The sequence below is a fragment of the Lactobacillus leichmannii genome, from assembly GCF_024701915.1.
Taxonomy (GTDB): domain Bacteria; phylum Bacillota; class Bacilli; order Lactobacillales; family Lactobacillaceae; genus Lactobacillus; species Lactobacillus delbrueckii.
Window position 1 is genome coordinate 36,092 of record NZ_QOCY01000049.1, and the last position, 21,009, is coordinate 57,100.

At 50.9% G+C, this 21,009-nt stretch carries 16 protein-coding genes; 1 reads left to right on the forward strand and 15 read right to left on the reverse strand.

Annotated elements, in window-relative coordinates:
* Positions 1 to 2: 2 nt before the first annotated feature.
* The 7 genes from DS743_RS07315 to nagA form a co-directional block, all read right to left on the reverse strand.
* Positions 3 to 722 carry a LytR/AlgR family response regulator transcription factor gene (locus tag DS743_RS07315; RefSeq protein ID WP_003611663.1) on the reverse strand — a complete coding sequence of 240 codons (720 nt, stop codon included), beginning with the start codon at positions 720 to 722 and terminating at the stop codon, positions 3 to 5.
* Between the two features lie 7 nt (positions 723 to 729).
* Positions 730 to 1,896, reverse strand: coding sequence for a hypothetical protein (locus DS743_RS07320; RefSeq protein ID WP_148129896.1), 1,167 nt, complete (start codon positions 1,894 to 1,896; stop codon positions 730 to 732).
* Between the two features lie 344 nt (positions 1,897 to 2,240).
* The gene (locus DS743_RS07325; protein ID WP_003611650.1) at positions 2,241 to 2,867 is read right to left on the reverse strand and encodes an ATP-binding cassette domain-containing protein; all 627 of its coding nucleotides are present in this window, start codon (positions 2,865 to 2,867) and stop codon (positions 2,241 to 2,243) included.
* A 69-nt stretch (positions 2,868 to 2,936) separates the two neighbouring features.
* Positions 2,937 to 3,392 carry a lactococcin 972 family bacteriocin gene (locus DS743_RS07330; RefSeq protein WP_003611647.1) on the reverse strand — a complete coding sequence of 152 codons (456 nt, stop codon included), beginning with the start codon at positions 3,390 to 3,392 and terminating at the stop codon, positions 2,937 to 2,939.
* Positions 3,393 to 3,529: 137 nt separating this feature from the next.
* Positions 3,530 to 3,976: a hypothetical protein gene (locus DS743_RS07335; protein WP_035174904.1), complete on the reverse strand. Its 447-nt coding sequence runs from the start codon at positions 3,974 to 3,976 to the stop codon at positions 3,530 to 3,532.
* A gap of 10 nt (positions 3,977 to 3,986) precedes the next feature.
* Positions 3,987 to 4,862, reverse strand: coding sequence for a hypothetical protein (locus DS743_RS07340; protein ID WP_225209097.1), 876 nt, complete (start codon positions 4,860 to 4,862; stop codon positions 3,987 to 3,989).
* 137 nt (positions 4,863 to 4,999) lie between these two features.
* Positions 5,000 to 6,148, reverse strand: a complete 1,149-nt coding sequence (gene nagA, locus DS743_RS07345) for an N-acetylglucosamine-6-phosphate deacetylase (protein WP_035184011.1) — start codon at positions 6,146 to 6,148, stop codon at positions 5,000 to 5,002.
* 546 nt (positions 6,149 to 6,694) lie between these two features.
* Here nagA and DS743_RS07350 point away from each other — a divergent pair.
* Positions 6,695 to 9,700, forward strand: a complete 3,006-nt coding sequence (locus tag DS743_RS07350; RefSeq protein WP_072544259.1) for a glycoside hydrolase family 31 family protein — start codon at positions 6,695 to 6,697, stop codon at positions 9,698 to 9,700.
* 151 nt (positions 9,701 to 9,851) lie between these two features.
* Here the strand turns inward: DS743_RS07350 and DS743_RS07355 are convergent, their stop codons facing one another.
* From DS743_RS07355 to DS743_RS07390, 8 genes are all read right to left on the reverse strand, one after another.
* The gene (locus DS743_RS07355; protein WP_013438989.1) at positions 9,852 to 10,709 is read right to left on the reverse strand and encodes a sugar ABC transporter permease; all 858 of its coding nucleotides are present in this window, start codon (positions 10,707 to 10,709) and stop codon (positions 9,852 to 9,854) included.
* A 2-nt stretch (positions 10,710 to 10,711) separates the two neighbouring features.
* Positions 10,712 to 12,070, reverse strand: a complete 1,359-nt coding sequence (locus DS743_RS07360; protein WP_035184017.1) for a carbohydrate ABC transporter permease — start codon at positions 12,068 to 12,070, stop codon at positions 10,712 to 10,714.
* Between the two features lie 53 nt (positions 12,071 to 12,123).
* Positions 12,124 to 13,341 (reverse strand): extracellular solute-binding protein, encoded by a 1,218-nt coding sequence (locus tag DS743_RS07365; protein WP_013438987.1) that lies wholly within the window; start codon positions 13,339 to 13,341, stop codon positions 12,124 to 12,126.
* Positions 13,342 to 13,450: 109 nt separating this feature from the next.
* A complete protein-coding gene (locus DS743_RS07370; protein WP_003616654.1) occupies positions 13,451 to 14,557 on the reverse strand; it encodes an ABC transporter ATP-binding protein in 1,107 nt (368 codons plus the stop codon).
* Positions 14,558 to 14,567: 10 nt separating this feature from the next.
* Positions 14,568 to 15,233 (reverse strand): beta-phosphoglucomutase, encoded by a 666-nt coding sequence (pgmB, locus tag DS743_RS07375; RefSeq protein WP_003616652.1) that lies wholly within the window; start codon positions 15,231 to 15,233, stop codon positions 14,568 to 14,570.
* The gene (locus tag DS743_RS07380) at positions 15,218 to 17,494 is read right to left on the reverse strand and encodes a glycoside hydrolase family 65 protein (protein WP_035184020.1); all 2,277 of its coding nucleotides are present in this window, start codon (positions 17,492 to 17,494) and stop codon (positions 15,218 to 15,220) included. The genes pgmB and DS743_RS07380 overlap by 16 nt, the downstream gene beginning before the upstream one ends.
* A 93-nt stretch (positions 17,495 to 17,587) precedes the next feature.
* On the reverse strand, positions 17,588 to 19,291 hold the full coding sequence (locus DS743_RS07385; protein ID WP_035184022.1) for a glycoside hydrolase family 13 protein: 1,704 nt from the start codon (positions 19,289 to 19,291) through the stop codon (positions 17,588 to 17,590).
* A 61-nt stretch (positions 19,292 to 19,352) separates the two neighbouring features.
* Entirely contained in the window at positions 19,353 to 21,008 is a 1,656-nt protein-coding gene (locus DS743_RS07390; protein ID WP_002877818.1) for an alpha-glucosidase, read from the reverse strand.
* Position 21,009: the final 1 nt, after the last annotated feature.

The following is a 21,009-nucleotide window of genomic DNA, read 5'->3' on the forward strand; positions in this document are numbered from 1 at the left end:
AATCACAGCGGCTGGGCATAAAAGCGCAGGTAGTCAAGCCAGGCAGCTTCTACAGCCTTGACCTGGCGGCGGGGAAGCAGGATTGGCTGCTTTAGGCCGGCAAGGTAGAGCTGATTATGCTTTAGATCACTGATATGCTGATAAGCCACGATGTATTGCCTGCTCACCCGGCCAAACAAGGCACTGTCCAGTTGTTTTTCCCAATACTTCAAGGGTTCTGGGCTGATTACTTTTTGGTCAGCCGTATAGATGCAGCTCTGGTCTCCCAAACTTTCCAGCAGACGGATTTCATTTAAGGGCAGAGCGGTCATTGCCTTGTCCGGCAAAGGAACTGCTAGCAGCTGCCTGGCCAGGATTTCTTGGTAAGCAGCCCGCAAAACCAAAGCAATATTCTCCTTCTTCCAGGGCTTGAGCAGGTAGCGGAAGGCCTTGACTTCGAAGGCGGAAGGCATATAGCGGTCATAAGCAGTTAAAAAGACCAGCAAATCGCCGCGCTTGTCACGGCGCAGGCGACGGGCCGTCTCCATGCCGCTTGTACCAGGCATTTCAATGTCCATGAAGATCAAGTTGTACTTTTTCCCTGCTTCAAGGAGGTCATCCCCGCTCGCGTAGCAGTCGACATGTGCGGCGTTTAACTCCATGACCAGCAACTGCCGCAAGCTCGCGCGTTCTTTTTCCTCATCGTCGCAAACCGCTATCCGCAGGCCCAGCTCCTCTTTCATCCCTCATCTATCCTTTCCGGCCAATCATCCGTTTAACTTCAGTTTTGCTCTTTTTGCTCAAGAGCTTTCCATATACCAAAGTATACAGCAGGATAAAGGAAAACTGGCAGATCAGCAAGCCGGCAGGACTTGCAGCGTAAAGAACAAGCAAGATGGCCGTGACCAGAAAACAAACAAGCAGCGCTAAGGCAGCCGCCACCGCAGCAGGCGTAAAAATTATTCTCCACTTATGCCCGCTGGTAAACAAGGCGAAAACCTTGGACCGGTTGAGCTGAACCCAGGCTCCAGCTTGATAATTTAAGATGCTGGCTAGCAAAAACAAGAGCAAGATGCAGTTCAGCAGCTGCCACAAGCAGCTCTTTAAGTAGAGCTTGGCCAGCTCCAGCTTGCTTTGAGCGAGTTGCTTCAAGCGGAAGGGTTCTGGCGAGTAAATTTTTGTCAAGCCGCGCCGCTTTAAGGCAGGAATAAGCTTATCTGACTGGATAAAGAAGAGATTGCCTGTCGACAAAGCTGGATATAAAAAGCCATGCATGTCATAAATCTGGCTGGGCCGTTTGCTGTAGATGAGCAAGGGCTTGCGGCAAATTTGAAAATCTTGCGTTTCATTTAAAGCGGCCAGCTTTTTCCGGCTGGTCAACAAGTGCATCCCTTTCGGCACGGTTTGCCGCTTTGCGGTATTAAGTGGCAAGATTCTACGCAAAAAATTCCGACTTTCTGCTGGCAAATCGGCTAGGGCAACTTCCTTTAGGTCCTGGTGGCTGATACCGGCCAGTTTTAAAGCCCGGTCATTGACGAAAACAATGTGGTCATATCCCCCTAATTCAGCTTTTGACGTTTGCATCTGGTCATCCATGATTAAGGACAAAACCGCGTTGCCTTGCCGCTCTTCATCTTTGATGAGCGCGAGTTCAGCCGGGTAATGATCTCTTTGGTCCAAGCGGCCGTCATCATCAAAACTGACTGCGGCTGGAACTTGCTGCCATTTTTCCTTTGACTGGTAATTTTCATAGGCACTCTTGGCCAACAAGGCCGCTTGCGGCAGGGACCAGGCTAACAGCAGCAAGGCTGAGACCTGCAGGCAGCGCAGGGCGATTTTTCCTTGCTTTTTTACAGAACCGCGGCTGACACAAAATTTGTCCGGCAGCTTCATCAGCAGGAGTGAACAGAAAATCAAGACCAGTTCAATCAACAGTAAAAGAGCAGAATTGCCTAAAATACTTTTTTTACGAAAAATCAGACCAAACAGCAAAATGCCAAGCAGGCTGCCAGAAAGGCTCCAAACAAAGAGACAGGTAAAATTATCCAGGCAGATTTCCAACCTGCTGATTCCGGCCAGCAGGCGAATGGCATCTTTACGATAGCCAAGCTGCAAAGGCAAAAGCAGGCTTGTAACGTATAAAAGTAGACTGCAGATCAAGGGCAGCCGGTCTACTGCATCGCGGCCGGGGCCAAGAGAATACAGAAAAACAAGGGAGAGGAGCAAACAGGAAGCAGCAATACTTATTTTATTACGCATGGTCATTCCCCCAGGCAAATTCGCGCGTCACACTTTTGCCCCAGTTTTTCATCGTGGGTGGCGATAAAGACGAGCGCGCCTGCCTGGGCCTGCTTTAAAAGCAAGTCAGTGACCAGCTGGCGGTTGGCCGCGTCCAAAGAAGCGGTCGGCTCATCCGCGTAGACCACCTGACCCTGTTTGTATAAAAGGCGGGCCAAACCCAGACGCCGCTTTTCCCCACCAGAAAGCACGGCTGCTTTTTCATAAGCTTGCGTTAAGCCAAGTATTTTTAAGCAATGCAAGGCTTGTTCCTGGCCTTTTTTCACCTTAGTCAACGAAACGTTGTACAGCAAGCTTTCTTCATTGATGATTCCAGCATCTTGGTAGAGAAAGGCTGCCTTTTCCCGCCAAAATCTCTCCCTTTTCCCTTCTGGCCAGCTGCTGGCATTCTCGCCATTGATCAGAATTTTTCCCTTGCTTGGCAGGCTTAACAAGCCGAGCAGGTTGAGCAGAGTGGTCTTACCAGCGCCGGACTGGCCAATTAGGGCAACTGCTTGCCCACCATTTGCTTGAAAAGACAAATCTTGAAACAGCAGCTTGTCTCCTGCTTGTGCTGTAATCTGATCGGCATAAACGCTTATTCCTCTCATTGCGCTATATCCTCCTAAATAAAAACTGGAAACATCTAGTTACTTCAAGAAGATGTTTCCAGACTTTTACTATTTGACTATTCGGTAATAGTATCGATCAATGGTCTTTGGCAGATTAATTGCCCAAACTTCGGCAATGGATGTTTTGCCAGCAGCCGTATTAATTGACCGCTGTTTGTGCTTTTTTCCTTTTCTATCAATATACACGACTGTTGACCCATGCTTCTTGTTTACCTTGTATTCAGAGTGTACTTTTGCATTCCAAAATCCATATGTCCACTTCCCCCCTTCAGCAGGATAGCGAACATGCTTACCAATTGACAAATAAAGTGATGGGAACAATGGTGATGAATGAGTTGCTGTCCATTGCTCTTCAACCATTCCTTGAGTCCAATTCTCATTGTCAACTGAAATATTCTCCTTGATCACATCGCTGTCAACAGCTGTAGCTGCAAATGCCGGTGATACAGACATAAAGGAAATCACACTGACCAACACAGTGCTTACTAATAACTTTTTCTTCATTATGTTGAATCCTCCTTTGTTTCAACACAGCAATTCTATCCCAAAAAGCAGTTCCAAAACCGCAAATGCCGATGAATGGTCGTTTGCGCCGTTGAATGGCAAAAAAAGCTAGCTGATCAGCAGCGCGTTTTTTCTTCCTAATCAAAGCAGATAATAAAAATATTTATGACCAGATCAAGTACAGGCATTGACCAACAAATATATCGTAAATTTGCTTTAGTATCATTTCCAAAATATGCTGGCTTTTCTAACAAATATAAGCAAAAGACAGAAACGCTATTAACCAAATAAGAAAGTAGAGACGGAGAGCTGAAAAAGGTCGTTATTTTTGCACCGGTAAAGCTAAATACTGATATAAGATTTAAAGTAGCCAACAAAAACAACCATTTAAAAGGAATTTTTTCTTCAAAAAAGGCAGTAATGTCCACAAGTACAAATAAAAGCAATGGTATATATGCCGCTAGGCTAAGTAGCTCTTGTCCATTATAATAATTGCTATTAATTGCCACTATCGACATCATAATTGAATACACACTCATCAGAACAAGTACAATATTTTGAAGTAAGAAGCTTCTCTTTTTCATTTTTGTCACCTTAGTACTCAGTTACCTTATAAACATATGATGCTACGAAAGAACCTTTCCAATTACCAATGAAACTGTGAGGCAAAACATAATGTCCTGTATTGTAATGCTTTACAGAATCCTTAGTTGCACCATAATACCATGCACAGTAGACATACTTGGAACAGTAGCTCGTTGTTCTATCATATAGATTAGGAGAAAGTAGGTATTTAGGATTGTTGTTAATATACATATCATGGTATGCGTATCCAGCTGCATCTTCAGCATAATGCGGATGTTTCTTCACTCGGTAAACCGCAACATAATCTTTTCCTTTTATATGCTTAGCAAACCAACTCGCCTTTCCTACATGAGTCGCATGTGACCAAATATTTGGCATCTCTAAAATATGGCTAGAAGAGCTAGCAATGGCAGCATGGCCAACATGATTTGGAATTGAATTACTAGAAGAACTAGTCCCATAACAAACCAAGATATCACCAGCCTTCATCTTATAATCTCTATTTGCGGATACACCCAACAAACTAATTTTATTAGTTGAGGCCGTTGAAGATTTATGATTGATAACAATAGGTTTATCTTCAGTTGTTTGAACAGGAACTTCATAATTATCTTCAGCCAAGTAATCTTCAAAAGACATACCCGGATATTCATAGCTATACTTTAGATATCGTGGATAAACTGTATTCTTGCACAGGTTGACAAAGTCTGATTCCGTCATATTATCGTCTGTAAGAATTCCTTTACTACGCCCAATAGAATACGCTTTCACAAACTCATTATCACTATTACTAGTTCCAACATCTGCTTTAACCGTACCCTTGAATTGAAGCAACAGTAGAACACCTAAGACAACTACAATATTTCTCTTCAATTTTCTTCTCATTTGATTTAATCCTCCTTTGTTTCAACACCGCAATTCTATCCCTAAAAGCAGTTCCAAAACCGCAAATGATGATGAATGGTCATCTATGCCGGTGAATGGCAGCAAAAAAGCCCGCTGACCAGCAGCGAGCTTCGATATTATTCTTCCCAGCGGATTTCCCCATTCAAGTAGGTCTTCACCAGGGACATGTCATCCTTCAGAATCAAGAAGTCAGCTGGCAGGCCTGGACGAATCGCCCCGCACTTGTCCAGCAGGCCTTGGCTGCGGGCCGGGTTATAGCTGGCCATCAACACAGCCTCTTCCTTGCCAGCCAATCCCCAGTCAACCAGGTTCCTCACCCCGTCCTTCAGTTGCAAGACGCTGCCGGCCAGGTTGTCGCCCTCCTTCAGGCGTGCCATCCCGTCCTTGACGTACACCGGCAGTTCCCCCAGCATGTAGTCGCCATCCGGCATCATCCCGGCTTCCATGCAATCAGTGATCAAAACAATATGGTCCTTGCCTTTAGCCGCCAGCAGGGCCTTGATGGCGCTAGGCGTGACGTGGTGACCATCAGCAATCAGTTCGTTGTCCATGTTCTCCAGTGCCATGGCCGCGTTGGCAATGTTTGGCTGGTTGTGAGAGAAGTCCGGCATCCCGTTAAAGGTGTGGGTAAAAATCGTTGCCCCAGCCTGTGCAGCTGCCTTAGTCTGGTCATAGCTGGCACTAGAGTGGCCCAGGGCTACCTTGACTCCCCGGCTGACAGCGTAGCTTACGAAGGCTGGCGTTCCTGGACGTTCTGGGGCAAGAGAGATCTTCTTCAGCATCCCCTTTGACGCTTCCAGCCACTTGTCCAGTTCTGCCGGGCTTGGATCCATCATGTATTTTGGATTTTCCGCCCCCGCGTGTTCTCCCGTAAAAAATGGGCCTTCAAAATGGATTCCTTGAATCTTAGCCCCGCTCTCTTCTCCTTGGTGAGCAGCCAGCATCCGGCAGACTTCAGCCAATTGCTCACTGGACGCGGTCACTGTCGTTGGCAGCCAGCTGGTTACCCCGGCACTCAGCAAGGCTTCAGACAGGCGGTTGATTCCCTCCCAGTCACTCTTCATCACGTCTTCCTTAACAGAACCGTGGATGTGGGTGTCGACATAGCCCGCTGCCACGCTAAAGCCAGTGTAGTCCACCGCATCCGGCACTTGGCTGCCTTCTGGCAGGTAGGCCCCGAATTTACCATCAACAATCTCTAAATAGCCGCCTTTTTCCCGGCCATTTGGCAGGTAAAACTGATCAGCATGAATGTAATAGCGCATTTTTTCTCCTTAGTAAAACAATCTTTTTCCTTTTATTATTCTTAACTCTGTAAGCCTTTTAGTCAATGCTTTGCTAAAAAATGAGCAAAAATAAAACTGCCCGTTTCAGGCAGTTAAAGATCAGCTATTGGATTCTTTGAAGAAAAAGCCCTGCGACCGGACCAGGTCTTCATCTAACCCAAAGATAAGCATAGGTAAAAGCCCAGTCGAATCAAAATCAAAAGCAGGATGATCAGCCAGCTCTTCCGTAGTTAGTTACACCATTTATATCGTGCCATTACACCATTTGTATCACATTTTTGTTTACACCAGTAGTAATCCAGCACGTTTTTAGCATTACTAAAATATAATTTTTGAAAGTCGTCACAATTTAAGACTTCATAATATTTGTTAGCCAGATAATTTAAGGAGCAATAAACTCCTTCTTTTCTACAAGGTAATTGTCTGTCTCCTGGTTACCCAAACTGGTATAGGCTATTTTTTCCAATTTACCGGCTTTTTGGCTATAATTAGATTAGATATTTCATGACATAAAGGAAAAAGATTATGACTGCAGACCTGCAAAATTCAAGACATCAATTAGGAAAACTGGTTGGCGTCAATAAGCGTGAAAATTACTATGAGCTTCATTACGCGACCGGCGAGATCGCCCGCGTCTACTTGATCGCTAATGGCATCTTCCGCTACTGGCTGGATCCAAGTCAAGAATTTGACGAAACTGACGACATGCTGGTCAAAGGCATTGAGCCCGACCCGCAATGTTTCGCCCGGGCCACGGCCCACGCGACCAGCGACATGTTCATCATCACCACCGGCAGCTGCAAGTTGATTTTCCAGCAGAAAACCGGCAGCTTCAGCATCTTTGACGAGTCTGTCCACCGGCCGCGGATGGTCCAGGCTTCCGCCCTCGAACTGAGCGGCAAGCACAGCATCGAAATCCTGAAGCAAGGGCAAAACGAATACTACTACGGCGGCGGGGTCCAAAACGGCCACTTCAGCCACAAGGGTGAAAAAATCACCATCAAGACCGACGGTATCACCGGGGCTGACGGCGTTCTGGCTGCCGTGCCTTTCTTCTGGACCAACGCCGGCTTTGCCGAACTGCGCAACACGACCGCGACTGGCCACTATGACTTCGGCCGGCAAAATTCCCAGCTCACCATCCTCAGCCACCGGACCCCGGTCTTTGACAGCTACTATATAATAGGAAACTCTCCGCAAGAATTGCTGTCCAGCTTCTATTATTTGACCGGCAAGCCCTTCATGCTGCCCAGCTACGCCCTCTCCTTCGGCCACCTCGGCAACTTCCTTGACGGCTCCTGGCAAGAAGCTGACGGCAAGGGCCATGAAGCAGTCCGCTTTGAAGACAACCGCTACTACACAAGAAAGACGGAAAACAGCGGCCACCTGCCAAGCTTAAACGGGGAAAAGGACTACCAGTTCTCCGCCCGGGCCATGCTGGACCGCTACCAGCGCTGGGGCTTCCCGTTATCCTGGATCATCCCCAACTACGAAAGCCAAACTGCCGCTAAGCCCGATGACTTTGCCGCCTTTGCCAGCTATGCCCAAAGCCGCAACTGCCATCCAGGCTTCTGGAGTGAAAAGGGCCAGCCTTTAGCCCACCACAGCGAATTTGCCGCGGTCGACGACCCAAGCAGCGACTTGACCGCCGTCAATTCCGACCTGGCTAAGGAAAATCCGAAAGCCAAGCCCCTTACCCTGATCCGCGACAGCCTCCTTCCTTACCAAAGCCAGGCTGCCCTGGCCTTCGGCGATGTCAGCGGTGACTGGTCCAGCATCAAAACGCAAATCTCTACCTTATTAGGTGCTGGTTTGTCTGGCCTGCCCTTCATCGGGGCCGCTGCCGGCGGCAAGCACGGCCCGGAAAATGCCCAAGTTGCCGTCCGCGACCTGGAATGGAAGACCTTTACCCCGCTTCTCTTCGCTATTGACGACCAAAGCCCCCTCAGCAAGACGCCTTTCGCCTTCAACAACAAGGTCTCCCGGATCATGAAGGCCTACCTCGGCCTGCGTGAGCAGCTGAAGCCTTACCTTTATGCCCTCAGCCGCCAGGCCCAGGACGGCCTGCCCCTGGTCCGGCCCCTGCTTATGGCCTTTCCGCATGAACAGGTTGGATACGGCCGGGACTTTGCTGATGAATTCATGCTAGGCGACCAATTGCTTGTTGCGCCAATCATCAACGGCAAGTCTGACAATCAAGGCCTAAGCGTCCGCGACCGGATCTACCTGCCCGACAAGCAGACTGTCTGGATCGACCTCTTTACCGGCGACCGCTTGATGGGCGGCCGGGTCTACAACCAGCGCAAGTACCCCCTTTGGCAATTGCCCGTCTTCGTCAGAGGCGGCAGCATCTTCGACCTGGGTAGCCGGCGCTTCGTTCTCTACCCGCAAGGCGACGCCACCATCAGCACCTACAGCGACAACGACCAAAGCGACTACAAGCACAACAGCGCCCAAACCGTCATCCGCACCCATGTGGCCGACAGCAAGCTGCGCGTGATCATCGAACCGACCACCGGCTACTACCCGAACATGGCCATTAAAGAGCAAACCTTCTTTTATATATACTGTGACCAGCACCCAGATGAAATCCAGCTCCGGGCCGGCGACGAGGAAGTCGTTACCTTGACTGAATACGGCACGCCGGAAACCCTGCAAAGAGCCAAGGAAGGCTTCTACTACGACAACAAGTTCTGCTGGCCGGAAGGCTTCAAGGACTTGGGCGCAACGCCTCGCCCGGCTTTGATCATCAAATTGCAGGAGCGGGACATCAAGCAGGAAAAGCTGGAAATCCTGGTCAACAACTTCCGCTTCGCCAATGAGCAGCTGGTTCACCAGATAACCGACGCCGCGCTGCCCCTGCCGGGCAAGGTTGAAGTCGACCGGGACAAGATCAGTGCCCACTCTTTGACGGTCAAGTGGGCCCAGCGGACGCCTAGTGTCCAGATTGAATTGAACGGACTGCTCTACACCGGGATCAGCGGGAACATCTTCACCTTTACCGACCTGGCCGCCAACACTGGCTACCGGTTGCGCCTGCGCTATGAAGCTGGCTACAAGGTATCCGAATGGTCCGACCTCTTGCAGGTCAAGACCAAGCAGGACCCGCGGGACTTTATCATCTCCAATGTCAAAGTCACTTCCAACCAGGAAAGCGCAAGCGGCCACCAGCTGAAAAACCTCCTGGACAGGAGAATGGCAACCGACTGGCAAAGCACGGGCAAACCAAGCGAAGACCAGCCGCTGACTTTGACCTTCAGCTTCCCGGACCAAACAGAATTAAACAAGCTGATCTACGTGCCAAGAGCCAGCAGCCGGGATGGCCGGCCTTTGCGGATGCGGGTGGAAATCTCCACCGATGGGGAAAACTTCACCAGCTACGGGACTGATTACCAGTTTAACAGCGACTGCAAGAACAAGGTTATCGGCCTCAGAGGGGTCAGCGCCAAGGCTGTCCGCCTCAGCATTCTGGAAACGACCGGCGATTACGCTGCCGCCAGTGGCATCGACTTCTACCGGCCCCTTAAATAAGCCGTAATTTTTTGATATTTTTAGACAAAAAAACAGTGGAAAGCTTCGTGAGGAAGCTTCCACTGTTTTTCTTTAATCGAATCCGAGATATTCTCAGATTCTTTTCGCTGAGAAGGCAAGGATTAAATAAAATGTTGTTCGGGTTTGTGCGTTAACCCTTGTCAGCACCTACAGTAATCCCACTGACGTAGAACTTCTGCATGATGATGAAGAGGATCGTGATTGGGATAGCGATGACGACACAGCCGGCCACGAATTGGGCGAAGTAGGTCGTCGCGTTCCCCTTTGAAGAAGAAAGCATGTTGTACAGACCATACGCGATCGTGTAGGTCTTTGGGTCACCTGAAGTTGAGAGGATGATCCCGGAGAAGATGAAGTCTACCCATGGTGCCATGAAAGTCGTTAAAGCTGTGTAGACGATCATCGGCTTGGAGAGCGGCAGGCCGATCTTAGTGAAGATCTGCCATTTGGTTGCACCATCCAGTTCAGCTGCTTCATCCAGTGACCGCGGGATTGTGTCGAAGAAACCCTTGGCAACGTAGAAGCCAAGGCCGGCACCACCGACGTAGACCAGGATCAAGCCGCCCAGGTTCAGCATGTTCAGCCCCTTCAAGATGTAGTAAAGGGCGATCATGGACATGAAACCAGGGAACATGCCCAAAACCAGGGCAATTTGCAAGAATGGCTTGCGGAGTCTGAAGCGTAAGCGGGACAGGACGTAAGCAACCGTGATTTGGATGAAGGTTGACAGAGTGGCGGAAATGATGGCCACGAGCAAAGTGTTGATAATCCAGTGCAGGTATGGGAACTGGGAGTTGGTAAAGATCCCGATATAGTTCTGGAAGGTCCATTTTTCAGGGAAGAAAGTTGAGATAAAGCCAGTATCGTTGTATGAGAAGCTGGCCAAAACGATCCAGAGGATGGGGATCAGCCACAAAATTGCTAAAATCGTCAGCAATAAATATCTGAAGAAAAGGGATACTTTTCTCTGGTTAGAGTAAGACTTCAATTTTATCCCTCCTTAAACGCAGTGGTGTGACGGTAAGCGATCAAGGAAATCGTCGCACTCAAGATGAAGATCAAGATGCCCAGAACGGCTGAGGCGTTGTAGCGCTGCTGCTGACCGAAGGTCAGGTTGTAGAGCCAGTTGACCAGAAGGTCGGTTGAGCCGGCACCGTTGTAGTTGTTGTTCATTGGCTTACCACCAGTCAACAGGAAGATAACGTTGAAGTTGTTGATATTGCCGATGAATTGCTGGATCAAGGACGGACCCATCACAAAGAGGATCTGCGGGAAGGTAATGTTGTGGAAAATCTGGAAGACGTTAGCCCCGTCGATTCTCGCGGCTTCAATCTGGTCTTGTGGCAGGTTTTGGATAATCGCCATAGAAACCAGCATGGAAACCGGAATACCAATCCACATGTTGACGATGATAACCGTCAGCCGGGCTACCCAAGGGGCAGCTTCATTGTCAATGAAGTGAAGCGGCCCTGAGATCCAGCCCCAGTTTTGCAACAGGGTGTTCAAAGGCCCCTGCGCGTCCAGGAATTGCGCGATCAGTAGCAAGGAAACGAATTGCGGTACGGCGTAAACCACGATGAAGATCGTCCGCCATACTTTCCGGTGCTTGATCCCCTTGGATTCAATCAAGAGGGCCAGGAGAACCCCACCTAAGAAGGTGGTTGCCGTGGCAGCTACTGCCCAGATCAGGGTCCAGCCCAGGACAGGGAAGAAAGTCCCGGCCAGGTCCCCGCTCAAAACATTGCCGAAGGCCTGGAAACCAGTCCAGGAGAAGCCGATCGGGTGTTGGCGGTCGTAGTTGGTAAAGGCCATGGAAATCATGAAGACAGTTGGCAAAACAGTGAAGAAAAGAATCCCCAGCATAGGAATGAACATTAAGGTCGCGTGCAGGCGGGAGTCCAGCAGGCTGGCCAGTTCTTCCTTGTTGGTGGCAATGTGCTTGCCATCACGCTTCTTGATGTAGTTGGCCCGGGTTGAGCGCAAGTTTGTGACATAGAGGCAGATGAAACCGATGACCAGGAAGAGGGCCATGATCCCGAAGAGGAGGATCAAGACTGAGTTGTCTGGCTGTTTGGTCACGTAAACGCCTTGCGCTTGGTCAAAGACAACCTTCTTGGTCTTGTTTTCCCCAAGGTTGCTCAGCATGCTGAGGGCACTGACCCCGCTAAAGATAAACCAGACCAGGAAAACAATTTCACTGATCAGCAGGCTGAACCCCTTGGCCCACTGCTTATTCTTCAGGGCGCTGACGCCCATGAAGAAGAAGGACAGCTTATCAGCCGCGTCCCCCTTGGACCAGACTTCTTTGTAGCTGGCTGTCGGAGGAACATGTCCTTTTCTTTTAAACATTTTTCATTACTCTCCTTCTCAAGCTTAATTAAAGTTGTTACTGCTTAATTAAATTACTTTTGAGAAATCTTCTTTGAGAACTTGGCAAGTTGCGCCTTGTATTGGCTAGGCTTGATCTTGCCGTCGTAAGTACCGCTGATCAGAGGAGCTGCACCGTCCCAGAAGGTTGCCATTTGCGGCAGCTTTGGTTGCAGAACTGAGTTGCCCGGTTGCGCCATTTCGATAACGGCCTTGGCAACTGGGTCGTTTTGCACGGCACTTGAGTTAACAGCGCTCTTCAAAACTGGGATTTGACCAGCCTTTTCGTGGGCGATCAATTGTGACTTCTTGTTGGTGATGTAAGCAGCCAATTGTGAAGCGGCCTTGGCGTTTGAAGTGTGGGAGTTAACCGCGAAACCTTCGATACCCAAGAAGGCTTCCAATTGCTTCTTCTTGCCGCCGACAGTTACAGTTGGGTACTTGGCAACAGCGAAGTTCTTGCCCAAGATCTTCTTGATGTTGGCAGCGTTCCATGGGCCGTCCATGATGGCGTCAGCATTGCCCTTCTTCAATTGGTTTAAAGCGTTTGAAGTTTGCATTACGCCCTTGTTGCTCTTTTGCTTGGCAATCCAAGTCAAAGCGTTGACACCGTTTTGGCTGTTGAAAGTTGACCCCTTTAGGTCTTCACCGTTTTCCCCGTACAGGGTAGTGCCAGCTGAGAAGAAGATTGGCCATATGGTGTAAGCGTTGGTGAAGTCAGTAGCCAGAACACCCTTGGAAGTCAAAGTGTCCCAGTCCTTAACATCATTAGCTGACAGCTTGGACTTGTTGTAGTAAATCGTGTCGGCTTGTTGAGCGTATGGGTAAGCGTAAACCTTGCCCTTCCAGGTAACACCCTTGGAAGCCTGGCTGACATAGTTCTTCTTGATATTGGCAGTGTCACTTGGTGACAGCGGGTTGATGTAACCAGCGTTTGCCATTTGGCCTAATTGGTCGTTTGGAACTTCAAATACGTCGGCTGCTTTGGAAGCATCCTTACCAACGTCAGTCTTGGCGTTAGCGGAACCGTTAGGACTTTGGGTAACCTTAACGGTAATGTTTGGATACTTCTTGTGGAAGTCCTTAACAATGTCCTTGTAGTAGGGTACTTGTTCAGTGTCTACCCACAAAGTCAATGATGCCTTCTTATCGGCAGTTGATGATGAACTACTGCTACTCTTGGAGCATGCTGACAAACTCAAGGCAGCCAATACTACTGCGCTGCTCAAAGCAGCCTTTTTAAAGAAACTCATTTTTTCCTCCTAAACAAACAATTGTTTATTTTTTACATCACCTTGCAGCCTTTAGCTGCAAGTTGATTAGCTGAATTAATTTTTCTTAAGCGTCCGATATTTGCTGGAATTAATCGGTAATCGTTACTTGCGTTTCCTTGTCAAAGAAGTGGGCGTTGTTCAGGTTGAAACCTGCCTTGACGCTGTCACCTGGCTTGTGGAAGTCACGAGCGTTGACAACGCCGACGAATTCGGTCTTGTCAACGTTCATGTAGAGCTGGCTGGTTGCACCCAGCAATTCGGAAACGACAACCTTGGCGGAAACGACTGCTTCCGGCCAGGTTTCCAGGAAGGCTTCTTCCATGTGGATGTCTTCCGGCCGCAGGCCCATCACAATAGCCTTGCCGTTGTAGCCCTTGGCATCCAGAACCTTGGCCCGGCCTTCCGGCACCTCGAGCTTGATGCCCTGGCCGTCGTCGATGTAACCGTCCTTGTAGGTCACGTTGAAGAAGTTCATCTGCGGTGACCCGATGAAGCCGGCAACGAATCGGTTGGCTGGCTTGTTGTAGACTTCCTTCGGCGTCCCGATTTGCTGGATCCGGCCGGCGTTCATGACAACGATCCGGTCAGCCAGAGTCATGGCTTCAGTTTGGTCGTGGGTAACATAGATGGTGGTCGTCTTCAATTTCTGGTGCAACTTGGCGATTTCCGCCCGCGTGGAGACACGGAGCTTGGCGTCAAGGTTGGACAGAGGTTCGTCCATCAGGAAGATCGGGGCGTCACGCACGATCGCTCTCCCCAAGGCAACCCGCTGTCTTTGACCACCGGACAAGTCGGCTGGACGCCGTTCCAGCAAGTGGGCCAGGCCCAGGACTTCAGCAGCGTTCTTGACCCGCTTGTCGATGTCGGCCTTGTCGTAGTGGCGCAGCTTCAAGCTGAATGCCATGTTGTCGTAAACCGTCATATGCGGGTAAAGGGCGTAGTTCTGGAAAACCATGGCGATGTGGCGGTCGCGGGGAGCCACGTCGTTCATGACCTTGCCGCCGATTTCCAAAGTCCCTTCAGTGATGTCTTCCAAGCCGGCAATCATCCGCAAGGTCGTTGACTTACCACAGCCAGACGGGCCGACAAAGACGATGAATTCATGGTCGCCAATGTGCAGGTCAAAGTCTGAAACTGAGTAGTCATCCGCGTTTGGATATTTCTTGTAGATGTGATTTAAGTTGATTTTCACCATTTTTTCTTACCTAATTCCCTGCTTCAAAAACTTTCTCAATCTCGGTCAAATCTAAGGCGCTGGTTGAACCAACGATGTAGTCGGCCCCCTTCAAAACGATCGGATCGCCAATCCCGACCGCGAACTGGCCGGCCGCCTTGATTGCCGCTACGCCTGCTGGCGCGTCTTCAAAAGAAATTACTTCATTCTTCTCCAAACCAAGCAGTTCCTGGGCCCGGATGTAGATTTCCGGATCCGGCTTGCCGTGCTTGAGGGTAGCCGGGTCAACCCGGGCATCAAACATGTCTGCAAGTCCCAGCTGCTTCAAGATCAAAGGAGCGTTCTTGGAAGCTGAGGCCAGAGCCAGCTTCAGCCCTTGGCCCTTGGCCTGCTTGAGCAGATCGTCCATCTTTGGCAAGATGTCGGCCCGGGTCATGTTCTTGACCGCGTTCACGTAAGCCGCGTTCTTCTTGGCTGCCAGGGCTTCTTTTTCTTCCTGGCTGTAGTCATTTTCCTTGTGCCCGTATTCCAGGATGATTTCCAGGGAATCCATTCTGGACAAGCCGCGCAGCTTGTCACCGAATTCTTCCGGCAGTTCGATCCCGATACCGCGGGCCAGGTCTTGCCAAGCCTTGAGGTGGTAGACTGCTGAGTCAGTGATGACCCCGTCCAGGTCAAAAATTAATCCTTTAAGCATTGGCTTTGTCCTTCTTTCAGAGTTACTTCTTGGTCCCAAACCTTGACTGGCAAGTCTTCACCAGAGAGAAGGGTCAGCTTGACTTCCTTGTCCTTTTCAACCTCCAGGGCCAAGATGCGGCCGCGGTAGTTGATCTTAAAGCTGTAGCTGGACCACTTCTTCGGCAGGAATGGGGCAAAGCTGATGCCGTCTTCGTTGTAGCGCATGCCGGCAAAGCCTTGCACGATGGCCAGCCAGCTCCCGCTCATGGAAGTGATGTGCAGGCCGTCAACCGTGTCGTTGTTGTAGTTGTCCAGGTCCAAGCGGGCAGTCCGTTCGTAAAATTCAACCGCCTTGTCCTGCTTGCCCAGTTCAGCAGCCAGGATGGCGTGAATTGACGGGCTCAAGGAACTTTCGTGAACCGTCATTGGTTCGTAGAAGTCGTAGTTTCTTTCCTTTTCTTCCTTGGTGTAGTGGTCGTTCAAGAAGTAGATCCCTTGCAAAACGTCGGCTTGCTTGATGAACGGTGACCGCAGGATCTTGTCCCAGGACCAGTGCTGGTTCAGTGGCAATTGGTCAGCCGGGATGGTGTCCTTGCTTCTGAGGTCCTTATCCAAGTAAGTGTCGTGTTGGACGAAGATGCCCAGCTCCTTGTCTTCCGGCAGGTACATCCGGTCGACGATGTCTTGCCACTTGGCCAGTTCTTCGTCAGTTACCTGCAGGCGCTTCTTGGCTGCTTCAGTGGCCAGTGGCCAGCGTTCCAGGGTGTAGCCCAGAAGCCACTTGGCCATGGTGTTGGTAAACCAGTTGTTGTTAACGTTGTTTTCGTATTCGTTAGGACCGGTTACCCCGTGGATCATGTACTGGCCCTTGCGCTTGGAGAAGTGGACCCGGTCAGCCCAGAAGCGGGCGGTTGAAACCAGGACATCCATGCCTTCATCCTTGACGTAGGAGTCGTCGCCCGTGTAGCGGGTGTATTGGTAGATAGCGAATGGAATGTCCGCGTTCCGGTGGATTTCTTCAAAAGTGATTTCCCACTCGTTGTGGCATTCAATCCCGTTGAAGGTAACCATTGGGAAGAGGGCACCCTTCAAGCCTTGCTGGCGGGCGTTATGGAAGGCACCCGGCAATTGTTCGTGCCGGTATTCCAAGAGGGACTTGGTAACTTCCTTAGGCGCTACGGCCAGGTACATTGGCACGATGAAGGCTTCAGTATCCCAGTAAGTAGCACCGCCGTACTTTTCACCGGTAAAGCCCTTCGGCCCGATATTAAGGCGCGGGTCACGGCCGTAGTAGGTCATGAAGAGCTGGAGGATGTTGAAGCGGATCCCCTGCTGAGCGGCCGGATCACCGTCAATCGTCACGTCACAGCTTGCCCAGCGCTTTTCCCAGACAGCTTCATGGTCGGCCAGGTTCTGGGCAAAAGTCTTGCTGGTCAATTTGGCCATCAATTCGTCAGCCCTGGCGGCTTGTTCTTCATCAGCCACGTCCCGGCTGGTGATGACGATGACGTCCTTTTCCAGTTCCCAGCTTTGGCCGCTGGTCAAAGTCTTAGCGAACAGTTCGCTGACTTCACCGCTGGCAGTCGTCACGTCACCGGAAATGACTTCCCCGTCTTCCCGGGTAACTTCCTTCAAGAGAACCGTGAATTGCGGAGTGCCGAAGTTGTTTGGCTTGGTCCGCAGCTGGATGCTGCGGCCGTTAGCATCTTCATTTAAGGCATCCCAGAAGCCTTCTTCGTAGTTGCTGTCTTCGTTAACCACGTTCCCGTTCAAGCGGCTGGCAATCTGCAGGTCAGCCTCACCACTGAGGACAGTGGCCTTGACCTTGATCAAGGCAGCTTCCTTGATGACGGAACTAAGGAAGCGGGTGAAAGTAAATTGAACCCGGCAGTCCTTGCCTTCATAAATAAAACTTCTTGTGAGCAAACCTTGATGCATGTCCAGGCTCAAGCTGAAGTCACTGATTTTATCAGTTGCCAGGTCCAGCTTGTGGCCGTTGATGGTCACTGGAAGGTCAATGAAGCTTGGGGCGTTCAAAGTCTTGCCGAAGTAGTCCGGGTAACCGTTCTTCCACCAGCCGACCCGGGTCTTGTCCGGAAACCAGACGCCGGCGTAGTAGGTGCCTTGCAGGCTGTCGCCGCTGTAACCTTCTTCAAAGTTGCCGCGCAGGCCCATGTATTCGTTGCCAATTGAAGTCATGCTTTCTTGAAGACGCTTGTCTTCTTTTGAAAAGGTATGACTGGTCAATTTCCAGGGATCAATTTCAAAAATTCTTTTCATCACTGTTCTTCCTCGCTCAAATCATTCTGTAATCATTATCAGCTAACATGCAAACGCTAACAAGCTTTGTTTTTATGTTACCGTTAACAGCTTCTATTTCACACTCAGAACATAGCCCTTGCTTGCCAGCTGGCCGGCTTCATAGCCCCGGCTCAAAGCGGCTTCCGCGCTTAAGCTGACGGCTTGCCCAGTCGTGTTGAACCAGCCTTCGATCGTTTCCTTGCCGGTCCGCTTAACATGGATCAAACCGTTTTCTTCAACTTCCAGCCAGGTCTGCCCCTTGCTCAGGCTTTCCCAGTGCTGGCGGCGGAAGGCGATGATCGCTTGAACTGCCTGCCAGACCGGACTGCCTGCCTGGCTCCAGTCCATTGGCTTGCGGCAGTCAGGGTCGTTGTCCCCGCTCATGCCCATTTCCGTCCCGTAGTAGATGCACGGAGAACCGGTTTGCATGAAGGTGAAGGCCAGAGCCTGCAGGGCCTTGTCTTCATCTTCACCGGCTACCGTCTTGATCCGGGCAGTGTCATGGGAGTCCAAAACGTTCAGCATGGCTGAATTGCTCTGCTCTCTGTATAAGAAGAGCTGGTCAGTCAATAATTCGGTCATGGTCTTGGCGTCCTGCGTCCCCTTAAGGAAGTGGTCAGCAACCTGGCCGGTGAATGGGTAGTTCATGGTACCGGAGAATTCATCCCCGTTCAGCCAGGACTGGCTGGAGTGCCAGGATTCGCCCAGGACGTAGAAGTCCGGCTTAATGGCCGTAACAGCGGCCTTGAACTTCTTCCAGAATTGGTGGTCGACTTCGTCAGCCACGTCAAGCCGCCAGGCATCGATATCGAATTCCTTGACCCAGTAGGTCGCGATCGTCAAAAGGTAGTCCACGACTTCCGGGTTGGCGGTATTCAATTTCGGCATGTGCTTTTCAAAGGCAAAAGTCTCGTAGCTTGGATCGGCTGGATCATACGGTTCAACCGGGAAGCGGTTGATGTGGAACCAGTTGGCAAAGCGGGAATTAGGGCCGTTTTTCACGACATCCTGCCACTGCATGGAGGAGTCGCCCATGTGGTTGAAGACCGCGTCCAGCATGACCTTCATCCCCCGGGCGTGGGCTTCGTTGACCAAGCGGGCAAAAAGCTGCTTGTCCCCAAAGTCCGGGTCGATTTCCAGGTAGTCGATCGTGTCGTACTTGTGGTTGGAGCTGGCCTTGAAGATCGGGCAGAAGTACAGGCCATTAATTCCCAAGTCCTGCAAGTAGTCCAAGTGGTCCAGCACCCCTTGCAGGTCACCGCCGTAGTAGTCTTCCCGGCCTGGGTGGTCGCTTGGATTCCAGTCTTTAACGCCCTCCGGGTCATTGCTCTTGTCCCCGTTGGCAAAGCGTTCCGGGAAGATCTGGTACCAAACCGTTTCCTTGACCCAGTCTGGGCTCTTGGTCATGTCGACCGCGTGGAAGTAAGGGAGCTTGAAGTAGTTGTTCGGGTCCTCGTAGCTTTCCTTTTCGTTCTTTCTGAAGCCCCGGTCACCATAAACCCATTCCTCGCCGTCTTCACCGTGAATTTCAAAGACGTACTGGGCCCGGTGCAAAGGCAAGGTCACCGTCGTTTCCCAGTAGTCGTTTACTTGGCCGTGGCCGGCCAGGTCCATGGCCTGCTTTTTCAAGTTGGTCAAGGGTTCGTGGACGTCGCAATAGTGAACGTAGACTGCCTTGACGTCGCGGCCCGTGTGCAGGCGCAGCTTCATGGTCTCCGTCGTCACCAGGTAGCAATCTTCGCTTTCAGGTCTGTGTCTAACTGCTGCTGTTTGCATTTTTCTGTTTCCTCGCTAAAAAATCATCACGTTGGTTATTACTTGTTGCTTGTTTTATTGCTTATTTTTTCTTTTGCAAAACTACCCCGGCAAAAGGCATCAGTGTCAGTTCCTTGCCCTGCAGGTTGATGCTGCCGGCGGTTAAGACCGGAGTCAGTTCTTCTGGCAGGGTCAAGTGCTCCTTCTTGGCGCTGAGGGAAACGACCACTAAAGCCCGGTCATCCCCTAAATCCCGCTGGTAGACCAGGAGGTCTGCTTTGGTATCCAGCAGGTAGTAGCTGCCCTTGGTAAACAAAGGCGTCTGCTTCAATTTCAACAGCTGCCGGTAGAAGTTGAGCATGCTGGCTGGGTCCGCGTCTTCGCTGGCCACGCTGACCTTGTCCCGGCTTCTGCCCGTCAGCCAAGGCTCAGCAGTGCTAAAGCCGCCATACTGGCTGTCGTCCCAAGGCATTGGCCCCCGGGCCGGCAATTTGTGGGTCTGGCTGGCCATTTCCAGGGCCGTCTTTTCGTCTACCCCGGCCTCGCCAGCTTCCTTAACGAAGTCAGCCACCGTCTCATCGGCAAACTGGTCTGCATTATCAAATTCTAGATTGTGCAGGCCTAATTCTTCCCCGTAGTAAATCACCGGGATCCCCCGCTCCAGGTACATGGCCATGGCCAAAGACCGCTGCTGGACCGGGGTCTTGGCGACCCGGGTGGCCAGGCGGGCCATGTCATGGTTGCTCCAGTACAGGGTCGGCGCGGCTGACAAGGTCTGCTGCCAGACGGTTTGGTTTTGCTTAAAGGCCAGCCAGTCAAACTCTTTTGGTTGGTATTGGCCGCTGAAGTCCGGGTTAACGGAATCTTCTTTTTCCGTAAAGTAGCGGAAGGTAATGACTGAGTCCATCAAATTTCGCTTAGGATCGGTGTAGTCGACCGCCAGGTTGATGCTGGCGCTGGCTGCTTCCCCCAAAAGCAGGAGGTCCGGAAATTCTTCCCGCAGGCGGGCACAGAAAGGCGCCAGCCATTCCTGCACTTCCGGCCGGTTGGCGAAAAAGTCTTCCGCAATAATCGGCTTATCGTCCTCACTTGGGTAGGACTGGCGCAGGTCGGCCTTGGCGATGTGGATGAAGGCATCCAGGCGCAGGCCATCGACCCCCTTCTTGAGCCAGAACTCAGCCGCCTTGAACATTTCCTCGCGGACAGCCGGATTCTTCCAGTTCAAATCCGGCATTTCCTTGGCAAAAAGGTGGAAATAAGACTGGCCCGTTCCGGCCGGGTCTGCTGCCCAGCAGCTGCCGCCAAAGAAGCTGCCCCAATTGTTCGGCCGGACACCGTTTTTACCGGCAAAAATGTAGTAGTCCCGGTAAGGGCTGGCCGGGTCACTGACCGCGGCCTTGAACCAAGGGTGCTGGTCAGACGTGTGGTTTAAGACGAAGTCCATGATCAGCTTGATCCCGGCCTGGTGCAAATCGGTGACAAGTGCTTCAAAGTCTGCCATGGTCCCCATGACCGGGTCAATCTTGTAGTAGTCGCTGACGTCATAGCCGTTGTCAATGCCCGGTGACTGGTAGATCGGATTCAGCCAAACGGCGGTGATGCCCAGCTGCTTTAAGTAAGGGATCCGCTGGCGGACACCGTTTAAGTCGCCGATGCCGTCGCCGTTGCTGTCTTGAAATGATTTCGGGTAAATCTGGTAAATAATGGCCTTCTTTTGCCATGCATCCTGCTTAGTCATG

Excerpts from the sequence above, each read along its gene's own strand:
- DS743_RS07360 (WP_035184017.1), bottom strand. The coding sequence starts at position 12,070 with ATGTTTAAAAGAAAAGGACATGTTCCTCCGACAGCCAGCTACAAAGAA.
- DS743_RS07330 (WP_003611647.1), bottom strand. The coding sequence starts at position 3,392 with ATGAAGAAAAAGTTATTAGTAAGCACTGTGTTGGTCAGTGTGATTTCC.
- DS743_RS07335 (WP_035174904.1), bottom strand. The coding sequence starts at position 3,976 with ATGAAAAAGAGAAGCTTCTTACTTCAAAATATTGTACTTGTTCTGATG.
- DS743_RS07350 (WP_072544259.1), top strand. The coding sequence starts at position 6,695 with ATGACTGCAGACCTGCAAAATTCAAGACATCAATTAGGAAAACTGGTT.
- DS743_RS07315 (WP_003611663.1), bottom strand. The coding sequence starts at position 722 with ATGAAAGAGGAGCTGGGCCTGCGGATAGCGGTTTGCGACGATGAGGAA.
- DS743_RS07390 (WP_002877818.1), bottom strand. The coding sequence starts at position 21,008 with ATGACTAAGCAGGATGCATGGCAAAAGAAGGCCATTATTTACCAGATT.
- DS743_RS07380 (WP_035184020.1), bottom strand. The coding sequence starts at position 17,494 with ATGAAAAGAATTTTTGAAATTGATCCCTGGAAATTGACCAGTCATACC.
- DS743_RS07370 (WP_003616654.1), bottom strand. The coding sequence starts at position 14,557 with ATGGTGAAAATCAACTTAAATCACATCTACAAGAAATATCCAAACGCG.
- DS743_RS07325 (WP_003611650.1), bottom strand. The coding sequence starts at position 2,867 with ATGAGAGGAATAAGCGTTTATGCCGATCAGATTACAGCACAAGCAGGA.
- DS743_RS07340 (WP_225209097.1), bottom strand. The coding sequence starts at position 4,862 with ATGAGAAGAAAATTGAAGAGAAATATTGTAGTTGTCTTAGGTGTTCTA.
- DS743_RS07365 (WP_013438987.1), bottom strand. The coding sequence starts at position 13,341 with ATGAGTTTCTTTAAAAAGGCTGCTTTGAGCAGCGCAGTAGTATTGGCT.
- DS743_RS07385 (WP_035184022.1), bottom strand. The coding sequence starts at position 19,291 with ATGCAAACAGCAGCAGTTAGACACAGACCTGAAAGCGAAGATTGCTAC.
- pgmB (WP_003616652.1), bottom strand. The coding sequence starts at position 15,233 with ATGCTTAAAGGATTAATTTTTGACCTGGACGGGGTCATCACTGACTCA.
- nagA (WP_035184011.1), bottom strand. The coding sequence starts at position 6,148 with ATGCGCTATTACATTCATGCTGATCAGTTTTACCTGCCAAATGGCCGG.